Origin of the sequence: Bartonella chomelii (assembly GCF_014138465.1) — a bacterium.
Lineage (GTDB): Bacteria > Pseudomonadota > Alphaproteobacteria > Rhizobiales > Rhizobiaceae > Bartonella > Bartonella schoenbuchensis.
Genome location: NZ_JACJIR010000009.1, coordinates 1 through 19,807 on the forward strand (window position 1 = coordinate 1; position 19,807 = coordinate 19,807).

Consider the following 19,807-nt stretch of genomic DNA (forward strand, 5'->3'; position numbering starts at 1 on the left):
ACCGAGAAATAGGTAAAAACAGTACGTCATCATTTGAACAGAAGATTGATACAGTCTCGCATATATCCTGTATTGCTGCTTCTTTAGTAACTAAATCACGTTAATTATTGACCACTATTTGACACCTATCCAAATACAATGACTTCTTTTTTGGAAGAAAAGAGAAAATATGTTTTCTGATGATTTTTGTATATAATTTAACCCACTAAATAAAGAAGCGTACATCTATTTAGATAGGCGCCGTGGTATTTTTTACAAAAGAGATAGAGATTATATTTTACGTGTAGTTTAGCTATAAGCTAAAATAAATTTCCTCTTAATAACAACAATCCAAAAGCCCTTCTCAAGATTAAAGAAATAATTGCCAAATTTCTTCTTGAAAAAATCTATTTGCCTTAAACATTTTTAAAATTATAGAATTTTCTTGCAAACCTATTAATCACAGAAAACAAGCGGATATCTTCAAATATAAATGGGTCAGTTTATTAAAAACAAACACTCAAAGATTGATAAAAATTTCCCAATACATTGTTGTTAAACATGATGTTAAAATTTTCAAAAACCCGTTTCTATTCGATTGTAAACCAATTGTGTGAACGCATAAATCTGTCCTCCGATAAATGGAGCTGTCAGCGCTAAAACAAGAAAAATAATAATGATTTTTGGAATAAATGTCAGGGTCATTTCCTGCACTTGTGTTAACGCCTGAAATAACGCAATACAAATCCCTATAGACATAGCAGCAAGGACTGCTGGACCACTGGCAATTAAAATGGTCCATATAGCAGCCGTTACCATATCAATAGCATCAGCTTCATTCATACTTCAACCTCAGCCTCAACATGAGATTGATCAGTATCTGAATCAGGTTTACTGCCCATTACCGTAATACCCGGACCGATAAGCACTTTTTCATTATTATCTAATGTCGCGACCATACCATCAGTATAGATATCTATGGATTCAACATATCCTTCAATTATCTTACCATCAGCATCCTCAAATTGAATATATTTTCCAACATATCCTTCTGCTCCATTAATGGAACCATTTGAAAGTATCTGATCAAGTTTATCATTTGTTTTTATAGTTTGTTCAACAACTGAAAAGCTTGCTAATTGCGCTACAAATTCTGTTGAATCCATAGGATTGGTTGGATCTTGATTATTCATCTGTGCTACCAACAATTTTATAAATGTATCGAAATCTGTGTCTTTCTTAGCTTCAACAACATCTTGTCTTCCGCTATCTCTGCGCAAAAAACTTTCAAGACTACCACTACCAACTGCACCTAATGTCATATCACACCTCGCTAACCTGTCTAACTTCTCTTGCGTTTGCATTTGTTAAAGGTATTTTCCCCATAATTTGTGCTTCTCTTGGGAATAAACCACGAATAACTTTCAACACTTCAAACATTTTATTTTGCTCGGTTAAATAGATACACTCCTTCAACCCTTCCAAAAGATCACTATCCGTAAAAGTTTGAAGCAATTTTTTTAACAATCCAACAAAAACTGCCAATGCCTGTTCAGCTTCTCCTGGGTTAATCAACATAAGTTGAGCAGAAAAATAAAGTTGTTTAAGTGGTGTATCAGTATCTTCCACTTGTAAAACATGCCCCTCTAAAAGAAAAGTCACATCATTGAGCAATTCAAAAGTCACTTTACGATCTACACGTAAAACTGCACCATTAATAAAAATTTTTTCATTCGGCTTTAATGTTAAATACATTGGTTGCCTCCTCATTCACACATTTCTGGATTAGTGGAAAGACCATCACGGATAGATTCTGAGATCTCAACGAGAACATCAAAATCAGCAACCTTTCCCTCATCTAATTTCTGAATTTCCTTTAAAATAAAAAAACCAATAGAAATAAGAGATGCCTTCAATTCTGGTGGCAAAGCATTTTCTGCCTGCCCGAGATCTTCAATAAGAATGATCCAAAGCTTCCGAGCAAATTGAACTGCTTCATTAACCTCATGTGAACCAGGGCCTTTTGCCTTTGCATCCAAAAAAAGTTTAATGCAACGATCAAACAAAGAACGTTCACGCTCACGCGCGCTCATTGCATCATCTTCCATCACATCTTCATATCGCATTTGGTACATCAAATAACTGCACCTCTTATCTTAAATAATTAACAAGACTTAACTGGCTTATCCGCCCTGTCAAAGTATAAGAAAGATTTAACATCGCTTCTAACGCTTGAACTTTCTGAACAGCCTCTGTTGAATCAACACCAATCAAATCAATCTTTGCTTTCATGAGAAGATCTTTCTGAATCTCAATTCGTTGTGTAGCTGTTTTTACTCTCGCTTCAGCACTCCCTATTCTGGAGGCTATAGCAATAATTTCACTCGTAGAACTACTTGTAGATGTTTGATCATTAGAAGTCCGCGCCTTTGAATATAGACTTTCTTGTGCATCTTTTGATAAACCAATATCGCCAAACTCTGCCACCAAAACCATATTTTTCATGGCATCGCGAAATCCTTTTTCATTAGCACTCGCTGCAACATTGACTGTCTCACCATTCGACAAAATACGCTTTTCAATAGAGCCATCTTGAGCATTTGAAAAAATTTGAGTGAAATTTTCTTCATCAAACAAGCTACTAAATGGCCCATCAATAAATTCTTCCATTTCTTCACTGGTAAGATCTTCCGGTTTTCTACCGTCTAGAAATTCATCAAATGTATCTTTTACGACCTTACTAGGCCCAGTTTCACCACCGACTGTATAAAAGTTCAACGGCTGTTCACTAGTATTAGTCCCACCAAATACATATTCACCATTATAATTGGTATTTAAAGCAGAAATAAATGCACTCAAAGAATCCTGTGCAACTGTTTGTATCACAGATGGCGCTGCACTTCCTGGATCGCCTACAAGCATATTATTAAAAAGAGTCAACGCTCCTGGTGCAGCTGCTTCATCACCTGATGAAACCAAACTGTGTATTGCAGCTTGCATAGAGGACATTCTTAACATCGTCAATTTATTGGTATTACTAAAACCTTCAAGATAACTCATCTGGCTTTCAATATTCACCAAGCGCCCTGTTCTGCGCCCTAATGTAAGACCTGGATCATACAATTTTCCAGTAGTCGCTTCATAGCTTGCTTGCATTAATTCAGACTGCCCATTAGCAATTACATCACGCCGAGCATTACTTAAAACATATGTTGAAACTGATGGAACTCTCATTTCATACCTACCGAATTGCTATCATAAGATCGTCTAACATTTTACCAACCGTACTAATAATACGTGTGGTGGCTGCATATGTCTGTTCTAATTGTAACATTAACACCATTTCATCATCTGTATTTACACCCGTTCCGTTGGATAACGCTTCAGACGCATGTAAAAACATTGTACTGTGATATTTTGCGTCTTTATCCGCATCTGAACGTAATCCTTCAAGCCAACCAATTGAATTTTTACTAAAATCCATAATAGATTGTTCGGGAAACAAACCTGTATCTGTTCCAAATGTCCGCTTTTGATCAAAAGCATCCACTAACGATTGAAGATCCTCACCAAAATGTTCTGGTCCACCGCCTTCTGTATTACTATCAAATACAGAATTAAGCCGTATTCTCCCTGATAACCCTTCAATAGGACCAATAACACCATCTGGTTGATTATCATCTAAAAATAAGGAAGGAGGTCCTGGAAACATCTGCATTAAAGCATTTGCCATTTCATCCAACTGTTTTTGATACTGTGGTGCTATTTCATCACGTATCCTCAACAATCCACCAAGATTGCCACCACCATTGGGTTCAACAAAAGACGGGTGACCTAATGGCACGCCATCAACAAAGACTTGCTTTCCCGCAACACCAGCTGGCAAGGAGCCACTCGATTGAAATGTTACCTCCCGTGGGGTCTTATCATATAAAGTACTGCCATCCATACCATAAATGGTCATACTCCCATCAGAATGATACACTGTATTGATGCCAATTTCTTGAGATAAAGCTTTTAAAACTGCATCTCTCTGGTCCATATAGATACTATCATCCCGCCCCGCATTCCTTTCTCGAACCACATACTGATCAAGCTCATGAAACTGTCGTAATAGATCGTTAATATGATCAACAGAGTCTCGAATATCGCTATCTGCATCATTGCGTAGTTTTTCGATTTCGCGATTGCCTTCATTTAAACTGTAAACCAAATCACGTGCACGATCAACGGCCGCATCTCCTGCAAAACGCTGCTCTGGATCATTGGCATAAGTTTGTAGTGCTTTTTGAAAATCGCTAAGCAATTGTGAAGGTGCACGTGAAAACTCATCTACCCCATAAATGTTAGATAAACGATTAAGCCCATTAGCAACACTGCCAGAAACAGCAGCTTGACTCGATTTGACCAAATAATTATTCAACAAATGGACGTCACCGTCACGGCGAACCATAAGATGAACAGCACCTTTTGGCCCTGATTCTATATATGAAGTTCGCCGAACATAGTTTGGGTCTTGAGCGCCAACTACATTTTGCGAAACAATACCCAATTGACCTGTAGTCGCCTTGAGAGAGTTTCGTGCTGTGTTAATTGTTGAGTTAAACCCCATAATTTGAAATTCCTTTAAATTTTACCTAAATTATCGTTTCAAATTAACAATAACATCCATTAATTCAGAGCCTGTTTGAAAGACTTTGGAGTTGGCTGTATAATTACGTTGAGCTTCAATCATGTCTGTTAATTCATCGCTCATCTCAACGTTTGAATCTTCAAGATAACCTGAGAACAACAAACCAAATACACCATCTCCAGGACGTCCCATCATTTGACTTCCTGTGCGACCATTAGTTCCAAAAACAGAGCCACTTAAAACAGTCAAACTTTCTGGGGATGTCACAGTGGTCATACCCACGTACCCCACAACACGCATTTGGTGATTAGTATATCTTACCTCAATCTCACCATTGCGACCAAAAGTGAAACCGTCAAAAGCACCTGATTCCATACCATCTGCTTCGAGTTCGAAAGCAGATAAATTACCTACCTGGGTAACCAAGGAATCTTTTCCTACCCCACCTAAGTTTACAGCAACTTCAAAAGTACCATCTTCCCCATCATTTTCTGGAAGCGTTAATGTAAAATCATCTACCGGATCTTTAAGATTACCATCTTTATCAAAAACTAAATCCGTGGTACCAACCTTCTCCCCTCCAACATAGGCATCAACTGTCCACTCATTGTCATCAGTTTTACGCATATAGAAATCAACTTGAATCTTCTTACCCTGGCTATCATAAGTGGTTACCGATTTTTTATGATTATAACTTTCAGGGTCATTAGGATCAATATCTCCATGAGCATCCAAAGCCTCTGCACTGGCGTCAAAATTTACCTTAAAATCAATCTTTGTCGTGATCTCAGGACCAAATAAATCAGTCGGTCCACCTTTAATTTGAACTCTTTGTCCATCCTCATCTAAAAGATAATAACCAGATGGATTACGGACATATCCATCCTTATCACGAGAAAAAGAGCCTGCACGCGTTAAATATTCTATTCCGTTTTCATCTGCGACACGGAAAAAACCATTACCATCAATCATCACATCACCCATCCGACCTGTCGCACGCGCCGGACCACTGATTGAAATGTCATGACCAACATGACTCCTCACCCCACCAGGAACATAAGCATAATCTCCAGAAGGTATCACATAATTAGAAAATTGGACATCTGCACGTTTATATCCAACTGTATTAGCATTAGCGACATTTTCTGCTACACCAGAAAGGCGTGTCCCTTGAGCGTTCATACCTGAAACACCCGTACGCATCATTCCATAAATACTCATATTATCTCCTGTTAATGTTAGCCTATTACGTTATCATAAGCAGACTTTCTTGTGCGAAACTTTTGCTTAATATTTCTATCGAAATAAAATGATCTTAAAAAAGACACATTTTACAAATAACTTCATTTTTGGCGTAGGAGAGAGCGAATTTATGAGCACTAGCTACGTGTATTTTAAGAAAAAGGCAGAAAAGTAGAGGTTTTTAGAAACATTAATCTTTAACTACTAAACTGTAACCAAGAAAGCGTTTTGAATCGATAACATCATAACCGATTTTCAATTTGAGCTTCTTGCGGAGTTTACTGATATGGCTTTCAACAACGTTTTCTTCAATAACATCGTCAAAGACGCCATAGATAGCGTTAAAAATTTGTGTTTTGTTAACGCGCTTACCGTAGTTTGTTGCAAGATATTCAAGGATACGTCTTTCGCGGCGTGGAAGGGGAAAGTCTATACCATTGATGCGCGGATCGCGTCCATCATTAAAGACACTGATGGGGCCAATTTCTATTGCAGCACTGGCGCTACGAACATCACCTCCAATGCGGCGGCGAATAGCAGCAATACGTGCGAGAATCTCACGTACATGTATTGGTTTGCGTAAAACATCATCGATGCCTGCTTGAAAAAGCTCTATTGTATGATCGAGAACATTTGTTTCCGTCATAGCTAAAATAGGTGCAGAGCTATATGTGCGGATTTCCTTTGGAAGCTCAATTTGATTTTCGCATTTTCCTAAAAGAATCGCTTCAATCGAATTTACTTCATGTTCAGGAGCTGTTGAAATCCATTCACTAAAATCTGAAGGAAGGAGACCTGTTGTAGCCACTCCTTCTCGAGCGAACAGCGTAGAATAGCCATCCGTTACTAACTTACGGTCATCTACTACAACTATCATGCGCTTCTCACTCAAATAACTTAACTTAACTTAAAATCTATTTTTGAAAAGATCTAAATCTTAACAAAAAGTATAATTTAATCTTTAAAAACACAAGTTATTTTTCTAATTTATCTTATATAAATCAATGATTTACTATTTATAGTTGTATTATTAATTTAATTATACAATTTATACTTGTTTAATACATGTAAAATTGTTCAAAATGAAACAATATGCCATTTTTTCTTCAAAAAATGATTCAAGGTGCGTTTTTACAAAATGCTCGAGAATTAGGAGTCCATTGACCAAAACCACTTGCAATCATATTGCGCATAACGCGGCATACGTAACGTTTTTGAGCTGGATCATTATTGGGGCCAGCATGGTAACGTGCAACTGCCATAGTCCAGTTACCTTCTTTTTGACGTAAACTTCGTAAAAAGCGTGCTGCGTAATCTACATTAACATGAGGTTTCAGCATCTCTGCTACAGAAGAAAAATGCTTACGATGATAAAAATAGTTGATTTGCATACAACCCACATCGATTAATTTAGCACCACGCTGTTGGGCAGTTTTGAAAATACGTAAAGCTTCCGCTTGCGTTTTAGCAAAAACAGCTTTGCCATCAATATTTAATGCATAAGGCTGAAGTGATTCTTTATGACCTGTTTCTGTTAAACCAATCGCATAAAGAATACCCAAAGGAATACCATAACGCTTAGAGGCGTCAATCATTTCCGCTTCACACACATTTCCAGCAGCTATAGCACTGCTCAGTATAACAAAGCTACACAACCAACCGATAAGGATCGTGTGGGTGAACATTGTCAACGGAAATATCCAACAGCGATGAATCCACCAATAAAAATTGTTTGAAAAATTGCTTTGATTCATTTTGTTCATTCTGACCCTTATGACCAAAAGCCTGACGCTGACCATTGAAATTTTGTCCACTATCATTCTGCCCTGCCCCCTGATCCATCTGCGAAGACTGACCATGCTGGATAGTTTGAGCATTTTTATCAATAATACTGACTAATACGCGACTGTCATCATTAACAGGAATCTTTTCCAAAATGCGGACCAACATCTGTTGATTGTCAGCCAAAAGGCGTGCTGTTTCTTGACGTTGAATATGCAATTCAACATGAAGTCCTTGCGCACTCATGCGCAATTTAGCATCAATCGTTCCAAGCTCAGCAGGTGTTAGCTTCAAACGTAAAAGCTGTACATGGCCAACCTTTTTATTCAACGTAATGTCAACATCGCTTAACTTATTGATTAAAGCAGAGTTTTCTTTTTCAAGAGTAAGTTTATCACCTATTTCCAGGTCTTCTAGAAGTTGAGATTTTTCAACACCCACTTCCAAACGAGCCATTAATGGTTCACTATTTAATGGTTCACTATTTTGCGTAGCACTGTGCGTAAAATTTGGTACAAATTTTTGTGCAAGTGGATTTTTTTCAACGGTTTTAACTTGACTCTCTCCTTGGACTTCATCCTTAACCACATCCGTTTTTTGAATATCTGCAATCTTTTGATCTTGCACATTACTCTTCATAGAAGATGGTACGTTCTCATTTTTTTCAAATCTGTCTGATTCTTGCGCAATTTTTTCTTGTTTCATAAACTGCTGTACCAAGCATAAAGGGTAAGAAACATCTTGAAGAGAAGCTCTCTTTTTATCTTTTAAATGCTTATCTTTTGCTTTAAAAGTTTCAGCATCATCTTGTTCTAGATCTTCTTTTAAAGCTTCTTCTTCTACTGCCTGAGAAAAAAAATCTTCCTCAAGAATCTTTTCATCCGACAGCTTCGTACCTTGGCTAACCAGCGCTTTAAACGCTTCACGCAGCTGATTGTCTCTGCCTTCTTTTGGTTGAACCAAAGCCTTATTAACTTTAGACACTGATGTAGAAAGAATATCACACAATTCATCAGTATTTATCATCATATCTATGTTCCCAATAATTTATCGACTTCGTCTATTTTTTCTTGTGCTTGCTCGATAAGCTGATTTATTTCTGTTGATGTAGAAGATGGAGCATTTTGTTGCTCAACAGCTTCTTTAGCTTCTTTTGACACAACTTCAACTTCTTTTGACACAACTTCTTTTGACATTGTATCTAATTCTTTTTGATTTTGTGGTTGTGTAGAATCTTGAGTTTTAACTTCTTTTTGACCATCCACTAGAGAAGAAGTAACTTTTTGTGCCACAGCTTGCGCAGCAATAAATAATAAGCGATCTTTTTCTGATAAATCTTTACTTGAAATATTCTGTAACAATTGTTCCGCCTCATGTGCTGTTACAGAACTAGCTAAACTAGCAGCATAATAAAGGCGGGCCGGTGCATCATTTACATTAAGTTCATGCGCCAATGTTAAAGCTTTTTGAGCACTCAATTGCACCCTTTCCATACGCGCATTAATCAATGCAGTGCGACTAACATCCATATATGCCATCAACTGTACCATAGGCGGTGCATATGAAATCAGTGCTTCTAACTGTTGATCATCTAATTTCTCATCAATGCGTGGTATAGCAATTCCAAACTCACGCCAAAAGTCCTTCGCATAAGGTGACTTCCCAAATCGACTTGCATAATTGCGCACTAATAAAGTCAAAAGATCCGTCTGACCGAGAATTGTCGCAACCTTAATCTCACGACGAATTGCACTTTCTTCAAATAAAGTCCCCGGGGAAAGAAGCCTTACTTGATCCAATTGCTTCATAGCTAGAACAGGATCTTTCATAATCGTATTACCAACCGTAGAAAGAACTATAGAAAAGAATAAAGCAGGTGGGATAGATTGAATATCTTCATCGGTTAAATTTGCAAAAGTTTTAAAAAAGACTTCTTGTTTATGAGACAAATAAGCCAAAACACCAGTCATTATATTTTCTGCAATCACCCCTTGGCCATAACTTTTTAAAATTACGCGCACAACTGAAGGGTTGCCACCATTAAAAAGGTAAATCAATAATGCATAAAGATTTTGCTCATCTTTCCAAACACTAGGATTAAAATTTAAAAATTTTTCACCAATTTCTCTTAAAAGCTGCGGTTGTTTTTGCAGTACTTCCTCTTGGCCCGATACAATTTGATCTTGTAAATTTTGTAAAGAACGAACAAGTTCCATTGGATGAGGCAAAACAGCTTCTGACCCAACAGAAGACTCCTCAGATTTAGAAGAGGGCGCTGCCTGCACTACAAACATTTCCTCAGCTTTTTTATAAAAAGCTGATTCTTCTTTTTGTGAAGATCCCCCTGCTCCTTGCGCAAAAATTCCTTGTGTAAATGTTATAAAAAACAAAAGACCAGCACCATATGCTTTTTTTACAATCATGGTGTTTTTTCCTTTTGAGAAACTGGCTCCATTTGTCTTGGATGTTTAGACAAGGCCTTTTTTAATGCAGGCATTTTCCGTGTAAGATCAACATTTGGATCCCGTACAAAAATGGATATACGTCGATTTTCAGAAGCATAAGGATCTTGTTTGTTTTTTAAATTCCGATCTGCATAACCTTCAACACGCAAAATGCGTTTTTCATCCAAACCACCGCGCACTAACATATAATAAGCCATCTGGGCACGTGATGTTGAAAGTTGCCAATTATCACGAGTTGTACTACGGTAAGGGCGTGCATCAGTATGCCCACCAACCACCACATTTCCTGGATGCTTTGCAATAACTTTTGCTATACGATCAATAAATTCAACTGTTTGTGCTGTAGGAACAGATGAACCAACTTTAAACATTTCATACTCAGGCTGGTCCATCAACTCAATCATAACACCTTCTCTGATTGGCAACACACTAGCCGATAAATGATTTTCATCAGTTATTTCTTTGATAAGATCTGCTACCTCTTTTGCAAAATCACGTGACTCCTGAGAAGGAGCATCTTCTTGCGCAAGCTGTTGCTGGGCCTGACCTTCCTTCCATTCTATTCCTTGTGCATTCAACGTATTGTTATGAGATGCTACATTTTCCTTCCAATAATGAGGTGAAAATGGATCCCGATAATCAGTTACTGGTAAATTTTCTTTCGAATCACCCTTACTATTACCCATAAGGGTTTCATGCTTCCCATCACTATCAGGAAGACTTTGCATATTTTGCACATTTTGTTGAGATTGAACAATTTTGTCCAATCCACTATAGGGATCACGCATTAATTCTGTTTCTTCCAAAGAAACCGGCTGAACATTTTCTGATTTGCTATCGCCCCCACATGTCTGACCAACAGGACAAATCTTGTCATCCTCAACATCATTTTTTTTCTGAATGCTACGGCTACTTGTTTGAGAATCCGTAAGTTTGATTGGATTAAAATAATTTGCAATAGCTTCTCTAGTCTCTTCATCTTTTGCGTTAACAAGCCACATCACAAGAAAAAACGCCATCATTGCTGTCACAAAATCAGCATAAGCAATTTTCCAAGCGCCCCCATGGTGCTCATCATGATCGTCATGTCCCCCACGACGAACAATAATAATTTCAGAGTGAGACTGTTCACCTTCAGATTTCATTGAACCAACTCCTGCAAGTTTGCTAATAATGGAGTCAGTTGTGTAGCGGTAACCACGTTACCGCGACGCAAACGTATTTCTGTACTGTTAGTTGATTGAAATTCAAATTTAGAAGCATCAAACCCCTCCTGTTTTTTGAGCTGTTCAAACAGTTTTTCATTTCCTTCAAGCACTAAAGATTGCTCTTCATCAATAACTTGATCTGCCATCTTTGCAGCAAATTGCTGAAGTGCCTCTTGCGTAATTTTCTCACCAATAAAGGCAGCAAGTACCTGCGCAATATCTTTAGCAATCCCTTGACGCAAATCAGCAAACCCTTCTATTAATTGGCTGTGCATCTGAGCACCCAGGTTTTCAACCACACCTTGCTTGGCCACTTCAATAGCTTTGGCATGCTCTTCTTCCATTTGCTGCTTTTCAGCTGCAAATTGTTTTTGTAACTTTTCTGTCGTTTCTTGTTCAACCTGATCAAAAGTCTTTTGTTCGACAACTTCAAAATCAACATCATTTTCAGAAGCAACATGGAGAGGCAATATTTCTTCCATATCTTCTTCTACAAAATCAGTACTAGATAACAAAAATTCTTCATATTTCTCGTTATCACATATCTGTTCACTTTCATCACTAAAAAGTAAAATCTCTGTATCTTCATCGACAGGTGAAAAATCACTCAGAAATGAAGCAAGTGATACACTTGCTTCTCTTTTAAATTCTTCACCTATCTTTTCCATTCCATTGATCGCTTCCATTCAACATCTCACTTTGGTAAATCTATGCGGGTTGTACAGTTGCATTGGCGTCATTAACCCATTCGCGTAAAACCTCAGCAAAACGTTGTTCATCTATTTCTATCATTTTCTCTAAACGATTTTGAGGAGCTACACGCATACGACTACGCAAGTCATTAAGCGTATCATCTTTTGCACCTGCAATTCCACCAAATTCTCCATTAATGTTAGATTGATTTTCCAAAGCAGGCACATCTTTAAGACCTGCCAAAGCATTTTCTTCATTATCAAGAGCCTTTTGTCCCTCACGCATTTCACGCATCAATGGGCGCACACCTAAGAACAAAATCAACAAGACAGCAACAACCAAAGCCAATCCGTTAACGAAAGTGGATAAATAAGGTGACAATGATTTCCAAATAGGCGTTTGCATAGGTGTTAGATCTTTATCAGAATAGCCAATGAAATCAACTGCTGTAACATTGATAACATCACCACGTTTTGGATCAAGCCCTGCAGCTGTTGCTACCATCTGCTGAATACGGTTAATTTCATCATTAATGAAACTTTCAGAATCTCCATTGTTACCTTTTGCAAGAGCCAAACGTGCACGATCCACCACAATAGCAACAGCCAGTTTTTTCACGCTATAACCATCTTTAACAGTGGAAATAACCTTAGAGTTAATTTCATAATTAGTAGTTTCTTCACGACGGTCTTTTTTATCAGTTGAGCGTTCTCCACCACCATTAGCAATTTCCTCTTGTGGAATATTTTGCTCCACTCCAACAGCATCATTATTGCGGCTATTTTGACTATCCGCCTGATCACGCACAGAGCGCACAGAACGTACAACCTGCGATTCTGGATCAAAAACAGTTTCATTGATCTGTTGACGGTTTGTATCCAAATCAACTTGCACACTAGTTTGGAAGTGATCAAGGCCAAGGTAAGGTACTAATTGCTTACGAATATTAGCATCAATTTGCGATGCAACTTGTTGTTCAAGTAAAGCCATCCGAACAGAAGCTCCATTCGCCGCATCAACCCCAGAAGCCAATAACTGCCCCCGTGTATCCATAACTGTAACAGAACTTGCTTCAAGCGAAGGAACCGCTGCAGATACCAACTGGCGAATAGATTGAGCAGACTCGGCTGAAAAACCACCATCTGTACGAATCACAACAGAAGCGGTAGGCTTCTGATTAGCCTTACGGAATGACCCTTTGTCTGGCAAAACAATATGAACGCGTGCAGCCTTTACACCTTGCACAACTTGAATTGTGCGTGCAATCTCACCTTCTAAAGCACGTTGGCGGGTAATTTCCTGCATAAAAGATGTTAACCCCAATGACCCCATATTATCAAACAATTCATACCCTGCATTATTTGATGTAGGAAGCCCTTTTTCTGCAAGAAACATCCGAGCCTTTTCCGCCTGCCCCACAGGAACTTGAATAGAACTTCCATCGGAAGAAACATCAAAAGCAATTCCCGTTTCGCCCAAAGCCACTCCCATACGATTCACATCATCACGAGAAAGACCAATATAAAGTGTCTCATAAGAAGGACGTGTTAAATAAAAACTGGAAAATAAAATCGTTCCAAACAACGTGATTCCAACCAGACCAAGCGCAACAAGACGCTTTACTCCTAATTTCTGAAGAGCCTGCCCGGAAGAAGAAAGAAAAGCCAAAAGTTTATCAAGCATATAGTTGTACCATTTTTATTGAGAAAAACCCATTTCGAGCCAAATAAAGACAACTTTTCTATAGTTGCTTATCTACTCTCTTTCCCTAAAGTTATAAAAAATAAAACTTGCGCGAAAATGACGCCCACTCTCAACAAAAAATCTCATAACACCCATTGACTATTATCTTAAAGCATTATGTAAATAATAATATCGTTTTTTAACAAAAGAAAGCAGTAAAAAATTAACTTTTAAACTATATCTATGCTTACAATATAATTACATATAACTACAATCTGTATTTTATAAATAAACAATATGTATTTTATTATAATTTATCTTTAAATGTGTAGAATTATTTTTTTCTTTACAGATAAGTTATAATGAAATATTTATTTCTCTAAGTAATCCATTCGTGTCCTTCTTATAAGCGGGGAGGGATCAATATGGGATTTATAAGTAAGGAAAGTATCATGCATAAAAAGTCCCTTTTATTATCCACAGCAGCAGCTGTCGTATTGTTTGGCGCTCATCTTAATGCACACGCAAAAGAAACAACTCTTAGTGTTACTGGTGATGATGGTCCACAGGTAGTTTCTGGTGAGAGCTATCAAGCTACAGGTGGGGGTAAAGATGAGAATGCTGTTAGCGCGACAGCGGGTGGTAAAATCGACGGTAGTGAATTAACGTTGACTGGTAAGGGAGATGAAGGAAGGGGTGCATATGCTGGTGGCTCTGGAAGTGTCATTGACTTAAAAGATAATACAACTATTGAAAAAGTTAAAACTGGCCTTAAAGCAGAAGACAGTGGTATGATCACAATGACTGGTGGCTCCATTGATGCAGCTAAAGTGGCTGTAGGAGCTATAACCAATGGTATTATCACGCTAAACAACGTTGAAAAAATCACATCTAAGGAATATGGATTATTTGCAGATAGTGGAGCACAAATCACAATGAATGGTGGCTCTATTGATGCAGCTAAAACAGCAGTGTGGGCTGAAAATAAAGGCGTCATCAATTTAAATGGTGTAAAAATTACGTCTAAGGATTTTGGGCTACTCGCAAAAAACGAATCGCAAATTACAATGAATGGTGGTTCTATTGAAGCAACTGGTACAACTGCAGCAGTGAAATCTCAACACAACAGCACTATCATTTTAAACGATGCTGTAACAATTAAATCTCAAAAGAAAGGGCTATCTGCAGATAACGAAGCCAAAATTATAATGAATGGCGGCTCTATTGAAGCAGATAAAACAGCAGTAGAGTCTGCAGATAAAAGTGTTGTAGAATTAAATAATGGTGTAAAAATTACGTCTGAAGATGTTGGGCTAATCGCGAAAAACGAAGCGCAAATCATAATGAATGGTGGTTCTATTAATGAAGCTTCCTTAGCAGTAGAAGCTAAAGGTAAAGGCGCTATTACTTTAAATAATGTAACAATCAAGTCTGAGCTTGGAAAAGGTACAAGCGAAGGGTCTTATGGATTATCTGCAGAAGGTGAGAAAACGCAAATTACAATGAGTGGCGGCTCTATTGATGTGATTGGTACGGCAGTAGAAGCTAAAAGCAAAAGCGCTGTCGAGCTAAACAATACGGTGATCAAATCTGATGAGACGGGACTATTTGCAGAAAACGAAGCACAAATCACAATGAATGGTGGTTCTATTGATGCAACTGGTAAAGGTGTAGCAGTAGAGGTTGTAAACAAGGGTACTGTTAACTTAAATGGTGTAGCGATCACGTCTAAAGAAAAAGGGCTGTCTGCAGAAGAACAGGAAGCACAAATTACAATGGTGGGAGGAAAAATTAACGGAAAGAATGCAGTTGCTGCAAAAGATGGAGGGCAAATTGCTCTTACTAACGTTGCCGTTACATCCAATCAAGGTGATAGTTTGTTTGCAGAAGGTGAAAAAACGAAGATTACGATGACTGGAGGAACTGTTACTGCAATTGCAGGAGATGATCCCGACGAGCAAGATGGTATTGCCTTTCACGTAAGAGAAGGAGGACGGATTGATGTTACCAATGTTTCTGCAGTAGCGGATAAAGTTGGTTTAGAATTATACAACAAAGAAAAAAAAGATAATAAAGTCAATTTCACTGATACGAAACTTATTGTTAAGAATGGTACCGGTATTTATCTTGCTAACTTTTCTGTTGATGAGGAACAAGATCTTCAAGAACGGGACCAAGTTTCTGCATCATCTGAAGAGTTTGATAATAATATCATGCTTAAAAATTCGGAAATTCGTGCTGATGTTTTACTATCGGCCACACCAAATTCTGAAGCTACTTTAACCGCAGATCATTCTATCTTAGAAGGTCGTGTAAGTATCGGAGAGAACGATAACATAATCTTTGATCTCAACAATGATTCTAAATGGATTTTAAAGGCCAGTAAAAAAGAAAAAGGTTATGACGATCAGTTAGCTCCTATTGCTGATAGATCCCGCTCTGATATCTCTGTACTTAATCTTAATGATAGTTCCGTTATTTTTGATGGTCCAACAGAAGGTCATTACCAGACATTGCAAGTGGGAACAGGAAAAGATGTCACCAAAGCAGTCTATAATGCGACAGGTAATGCTAAACTCTATTTAAATGCTGAATGGAGTGATGGTAAGGAAATAAAAGAGCAAAAAGCTGATCATCTGCTCATTAAAGGTGATGTATCAGGATCAACAGCAGTATATGTTAACGTTCAAGGAAATGCCACAGAAGCAACCGGTTTTGTCCCTTGGAATGAACGTGGAATTTCTCTGATCCAAGTCTCTGGAACAGCAAAAGAAGATTCTTTCAAATTAGCGAATGGTTATACTACAGTTAGTGGTTCACCTTATAGATATATACTGAATGCCTATGGGCCAGAATCTAGTAAAGATTCAGCTGATGCTGAGCAAATGTTGATTGAGAAAGATCCTGTTGTACTAGATGTTCGCGATGATGGTGCTGAAGGTAATGATTTCTGGGATTTCCGTCTACAAAATCAATACCTTGCCAACTCAAACGTAAAAGCTCTTGTGCCACAAATGGCAAACTATTTGGTGATGCCTAGTGCTTTATTTTCTACTGGTTTTACTGATATCGAAAATCAAAATGCTCTTTTAACTGATATTCGGACAGCGATGCCATGGAATATGGAAAATGATAAGAGGAATCCTTTCTTCCTGTCTTCCTATGGAAGTAAAACAACTTTATCGTCTAACCGCACTGGTCTCGAATATGGCTATGGAGCTGATATCGGCTATGCTGCGATACAAACAGGTGTTGCATTAGCTGCATTGGAAGGGCAAAACACCTCTTCATACTTCGGGCTTTTAGGAACTTACGGAAAGCTGTCTTTCACGCCACAAAATATGGCAGATGTTGACAAAACTGCACTCGAAAAATGGGGTATTACAGCTTATAGTAGCGTGCAGCATAATAGTGGGGTGTACCTTAATGCACTCTTATCCTATGGTTTCTTGAAAGGAAATGTCTTCAATGCCGTCATTGGTCGTACTGCAAAGTTAGACGATGCGAATACATGGAGTGCATCTGCTACTCTGGGTAAAAAGCTAACAACCAGTGTTGAAGGATTGGTTTTTGAACCACAGATGCAGATTGCTTATCAACAATTGTTGTTGGGCAGCATCCAAGATGCCGATAACTTTAAGGTAGATATGGGTAATCCTCATCAGTGGGCCGTTCGTATGGGGGGACGTTTAACTAAAAATGTTAACCGTGTTGAAGATGGTCATCTCTTCTCCTTCTATGGTAAACTGAACCTTATCAGTACTTTTGGTGATGAAGGAACAATACGCGTTGGTGATAACTTCCGTCTTGATCCTATGGGATCAGCAATTGAAGGAGGAATAGGTGTCAATGCACAACTATTCCAGAATATCGCACTCCACGGGGATATTAGCTATCAGCAAAAGCTTCAAAAAGCTGGTGTATCTGGAGCAACTCTCTCAGGGGGATTGAAGTATCGTTTCTAAAACAATGATAATATTCACTTTGATTAAAAAGGCAGCACATTGTGCTGCCTTTTTAGTATGTTGAAATCTATTTTACCCCATCACACAAAAATTGGTCATCAAACAGAAACTTCCTTTCTATTTTGTGAGAAAAAATTAATACACGATGTTGTTGTGATTAACGATTGAAAGTACCCTAACATCAACAATCGTAACATTGCCCTCTATAGCAAATTGAATATTACCAGAACTTCTGGCGATTATAATAATATAAGTCAGCAATAACTTCTCCTTTGATCCTATAGAATTCACCTTAAAAAGGGAGAAAATTTATATGAAGCGCGTTCAAAATATCACACTCCCTAGAAATGTAATCATCAGAAAAAACTCCAAAAGCCAGATTATCCGGAAATTTTTTTAGCAGCATTGTACTACCATTTTTTAAAAATGTTCCTATCTTTTAAATAATAAAATATATATCGTTTTTTATTCTTTACATAAAATACAGAATAAGTTAAACGCTTTTAATAAAGCTTTAGGAGGTGGATAAATATTTAAGGGTATATAGATGCGTAAAAAATGCCTTTTATTATGCGCAATGAGTGGGGTTTTATTTTATTCTTATAACATAAGCTATGCGCACAGTGATACGAGAGGGAGAATTTCAGCAAATACCAACAGCCAGCCAATAATGCTGAATAATGTTAATATTTATGACAAAGAAATTGCAATAGATGCTGATCACTATCCCTTAACAATCATAATAAACGGAGGAAGTGTTTCAGGTTTTTATGCTCTTAGTGCAACAAATGGTGGAAGTATTAGTGCTACAGGCATTCGTGCAAAAGCAGGGCACGTTGGTTTACTAACTCAAGATGGTAGAATTAGTCTTAAAAATTCAATCATAGCTATCAATCGTGGAGTTGGTATTGCCTTTCAGCCGCAAACAGTATCTCACGGAGGATATAATACCAATGTCGTAACATTTCTTAACACAAAACTGTTTGTTGAAAGTGGCATAGGCATTTTAGGACCTTTTGCAGACGGTGCAGTAATTCTCCAAAATTCGAAAATTCGTGCTGATGTTTTAGTAAAAAATAAAGCGCATCCAGAAAACAATAATGCTACTCTTATACTAAACGCAAATCACTCTACTTTAGAAGGTGGTACAAGGCTTTCACAACAAGAAGCTGCAAATGAAACGCAATATCGTAATAACCAATCTGCAATTCCTTCGGCAAATCCACAACAAAAAATAATTTTTAATCTTAACAATGATTCCAAATGGGTCTTAAGGGCTAGTAAAACAGAAACAAATGACAGAGATACGATACTTGGTCCCCTTCGAAAAAATTTGATTCTTGCTATTGCGGAGAGATCTCGTTCTGATATTTCTATACTTAATCTCAGCAATAGTACTGTTACTTTTGAAAGCCCGACAGAAGGTTATTATCAAACATTGTACGTAGGAACAGGAACAGATGGCAGTGACACAGTTTACAATGCAAAAGGTCGTGTAAATCTCTACTTAAATGCTCAGTGGAGTGATGATAAAAGAGCGGGTCAACAAAAAATTGATCGCCTTCTTATTTTGGGGCATGTAACAGGATCAACAACAGTTCATGCCGATGTTTATGGAGACCCTACAGACGTAGATGTATTTCGTCCTTGGAATGAACGCGGGATCTCTCTAATCCAAGTTTATGGAAATGCAAAAGAAAATTCCTTTGAATTAGCAAATGGCTATACCACCGTTCACGATTCACCTTACAAATATGTGTTGAATGCTTATGGGCCAAAATCAAGCCATGGTTTAGCTAATATCAACCAAAGATTGTCTGGTATAAATTCACATAATAATGCTTTTTGGGATTTCCGACTGCAAAATCAATACCTCCCCAACTCAAACGTAAAAGCTCTTGTGCCGCAAATGGCAAACTATTTAGTGATGCCAAATGCCTTATTTGCTGCAGGTTTCACTGATATTGAAAATCAAAATGCTCTCTTAACCAATATTCGCCCAATGCCATGGGAAATAAAAAGCAATAAAAAGAGCCCTTTCTTCTTATCTTCTTATGGAAATAAAGCGACTTTATCATCTAACCGTACTGCGCTTGAATACGGTTATGATGCTGATATTGGCTATGCTGCAATACAAACGGGTGTTGCATTGGCTGC

Annotated in this window: 16 protein-coding genes; 2 read left to right on the top strand and 14 right to left on the bottom strand. The window is 37.8% G+C overall.

Annotation, left to right across the window (positions count from 1 at the left end):
- Nucleotides 1–555: 555 nt before the first annotated feature.
- The 14 genes from fliQ to fliF form a co-directional block, all read right to left on the bottom strand.
- Nucleotides 556–822, bottom strand: coding sequence for a flagellar biosynthesis protein FliQ (fliQ, locus tag GGR10_RS06180; RefSeq protein ID WP_010704212.1), 267 nt, complete (start codon nucleotides 820–822; stop codon nucleotides 556–558).
- The gene (gene flgD / locus GGR10_RS06185; protein WP_182480371.1) at nucleotides 819–1,301 is read right to left on the bottom strand and encodes a flagellar hook assembly protein FlgD; all 483 of its coding nucleotides are present in this window, start codon (nucleotides 1,299–1,301) and stop codon (nucleotides 819–821) included. Before flgD ends, fliQ begins: the two co-directional genes overlap by 4 nt.
- 1 nt (nucleotide 1,302) lies before the next feature.
- Nucleotides 1,303–1,749: a flagellar biosynthesis repressor FlbT gene (gene flbT / locus GGR10_RS06190; RefSeq protein WP_418214928.1), complete on the bottom strand. Its 447-nt coding sequence runs from the start codon at nucleotides 1,747–1,749 to the stop codon at nucleotides 1,303–1,305.
- On the bottom strand, nucleotides 1,746–2,114 hold the full coding sequence (gene flaF / locus GGR10_RS06195) for a flagellar biosynthesis regulator FlaF (protein ID WP_010704215.1): 369 nt from the start codon (nucleotides 2,112–2,114) through the stop codon (nucleotides 1,746–1,748). Before flaF ends, flbT begins: the two co-directional genes overlap by 4 nt.
- A gap of 16 nt (nucleotides 2,115–2,130) precedes the next feature.
- Nucleotides 2,131–3,213 (bottom strand): flagellar hook-associated family protein, encoded by a 1,083-nt coding sequence (locus tag GGR10_RS06200; RefSeq protein ID WP_182480372.1) that lies wholly within the window; start codon nucleotides 3,211–3,213, stop codon nucleotides 2,131–2,133.
- A gap of 7 nt (nucleotides 3,214–3,220) precedes the next feature.
- Nucleotides 3,221–4,591, bottom strand: a complete 1,371-nt coding sequence (gene flgK, locus GGR10_RS06205; RefSeq protein WP_182480373.1) for a flagellar hook-associated protein FlgK — start codon at nucleotides 4,589–4,591, stop codon at nucleotides 3,221–3,223.
- A 30-nt stretch (nucleotides 4,592–4,621) separates the two neighbouring features.
- Nucleotides 4,622–5,833: a flagellar hook protein FlgE gene (locus GGR10_RS06210; RefSeq protein WP_182480374.1), complete on the bottom strand. Its 1,212-nt coding sequence runs from the start codon at nucleotides 5,831–5,833 to the stop codon at nucleotides 4,622–4,624.
- 211 nt (nucleotides 5,834–6,044) lie between these two features.
- Nucleotides 6,045–6,731, bottom strand: a complete 687-nt coding sequence (locus GGR10_RS06215) for a response regulator transcription factor (protein WP_182480375.1) — start codon at nucleotides 6,729–6,731, stop codon at nucleotides 6,045–6,047.
- A 241-nt stretch (nucleotides 6,732–6,972) separates the two neighbouring features.
- Nucleotides 6,973–7,449, bottom strand: coding sequence for a transglycosylase SLT domain-containing protein (locus GGR10_RS06220; RefSeq protein WP_236829023.1), 477 nt, complete (start codon nucleotides 7,447–7,449; stop codon nucleotides 6,973–6,975).
- A gap of 52 nt (nucleotides 7,450–7,501) precedes the next feature.
- Nucleotides 7,502–8,665 (bottom strand): flagellar hook-length control protein FliK, encoded by a 1,164-nt coding sequence (locus tag GGR10_RS06225; RefSeq protein WP_182480377.1) that lies wholly within the window; start codon nucleotides 8,663–8,665, stop codon nucleotides 7,502–7,504.
- Between the two features lie 2 nt (nucleotides 8,666–8,667).
- Complete coding sequence (locus GGR10_RS06230) at nucleotides 8,668–10,059, bottom strand: chemotaxis protein (protein WP_246316888.1); 1,392 nt, start codon at nucleotides 10,057–10,059, stop codon at nucleotides 8,668–8,670.
- Nucleotides 10,056–11,246 carry a flagellar motor protein MotB gene (locus GGR10_RS06235; RefSeq protein ID WP_182480378.1) on the bottom strand — a complete coding sequence of 397 codons (1,191 nt, stop codon included), beginning with the start codon at nucleotides 11,244–11,246 and terminating at the stop codon, nucleotides 10,056–10,058. The genes GGR10_RS06230 and GGR10_RS06235 overlap by 4 nt, the downstream gene beginning before the upstream one ends.
- Nucleotides 11,243–11,995 (bottom strand): hypothetical protein, encoded by a 753-nt coding sequence (locus GGR10_RS06240; protein ID WP_182480379.1) that lies wholly within the window; start codon nucleotides 11,993–11,995, stop codon nucleotides 11,243–11,245. Before GGR10_RS06240 ends, GGR10_RS06235 begins: the two co-directional genes overlap by 4 nt.
- Nucleotides 11,996–12,017: 22 nt before the next feature.
- Nucleotides 12,018–13,685, bottom strand: a complete 1,668-nt coding sequence (gene fliF, locus GGR10_RS06245; RefSeq protein ID WP_182480380.1) for a flagellar basal-body MS-ring/collar protein FliF — start codon at nucleotides 13,683–13,685, stop codon at nucleotides 12,018–12,020.
- 452 nt (nucleotides 13,686–14,137) lie between these two features.
- Here fliF and GGR10_RS06250 point away from each other — a divergent pair, with 452 nt between their 5' ends.
- Nucleotides 14,138–17,650, top strand: coding sequence for an autotransporter outer membrane beta-barrel domain-containing protein (locus GGR10_RS06250; RefSeq protein ID WP_182480381.1), 3,513 nt, complete (start codon nucleotides 14,138–14,140; stop codon nucleotides 17,648–17,650).
- A 547-nt stretch (nucleotides 17,651–18,197) separates the two neighbouring features.
- The coding region (locus tag GGR10_RS06255; RefSeq protein ID WP_182480382.1) for a hypothetical protein at nucleotides 18,198–19,807 on the top strand (1,610 nt) is incomplete at its 3' end.

Coding starts and splice junctions, on each gene's coding strand:
- fliQ (WP_010704212.1), bottom strand. CDS start 822: ATGAATGAAGCTGATGCTATTGATATGGTAACGGCTGCTATATGGACC.
- flgD (WP_182480371.1), bottom strand. CDS start 1,301: ATGACATTAGGTGCAGTTGGTAGTGGTAGTCTTGAAAGTTTTTTGCGC.
- flbT (WP_418214928.1), bottom strand. CDS start 1,749: ATGAGGAGGCAACCAATGTATTTAACATTAAAGCCGAATGAAAAAATT.
- flaF (WP_010704215.1), bottom strand. CDS start 2,114: ATGTACCAAATGCGATATGAAGATGTGATGGAAGATGATGCAATGAGC.
- GGR10_RS06200 (WP_182480372.1), bottom strand. CDS start 3,213: ATGAGAGTTCCATCAGTTTCAACATATGTTTTAAGTAATGCTCGGCGT.
- flgK (WP_182480373.1), bottom strand. CDS start 4,591: ATGGGGTTTAACTCAACAATTAACACAGCACGAAACTCTCTCAAGGCG.
- GGR10_RS06210 (WP_182480374.1), bottom strand. CDS start 5,833: ATGAGTATTTATGGAATGATGCGTACGGGTGTTTCAGGTATGAACGCT.
- GGR10_RS06215 (WP_182480375.1), bottom strand. CDS start 6,731: ATGATAGTTGTAGTAGATGACCGTAAGTTAGTAACGGATGGCTATTCT.
- GGR10_RS06220 (WP_236829023.1), bottom strand. CDS start 7,449: ATGATTGACGCCTCTAAGCGTTATGGTATTCCTTTGGGTATTCTTTAT.
- GGR10_RS06225 (WP_182480377.1), bottom strand. CDS start 8,665: ATGATGATAAATACTGATGAATTGTGTGATATTCTTTCTACATCAGTG.
- GGR10_RS06230 (WP_246316888.1), bottom strand. CDS start 10,059: ATGATTGTAAAAAAAGCATATGGTGCTGGTCTTTTGTTTTTTATAACA.
- GGR10_RS06235 (WP_182480378.1), bottom strand. CDS start 11,246: ATGAAATCTGAAGGTGAACAGTCTCACTCTGAAATTATTATTGTTCGT.
- GGR10_RS06240 (WP_182480379.1), bottom strand. CDS start 11,995: ATGGAAGCGATCAATGGAATGGAAAAGATAGGTGAAGAATTTAAAAGA.
- fliF (WP_182480380.1), bottom strand. CDS start 13,685: ATGCTTGATAAACTTTTGGCTTTTCTTTCTTCTTCCGGGCAGGCTCTT.
- GGR10_RS06250 (WP_182480381.1), top strand. CDS start 14,138: ATGCATAAAAAGTCCCTTTTATTATCCACAGCAGCAGCTGTCGTATTG.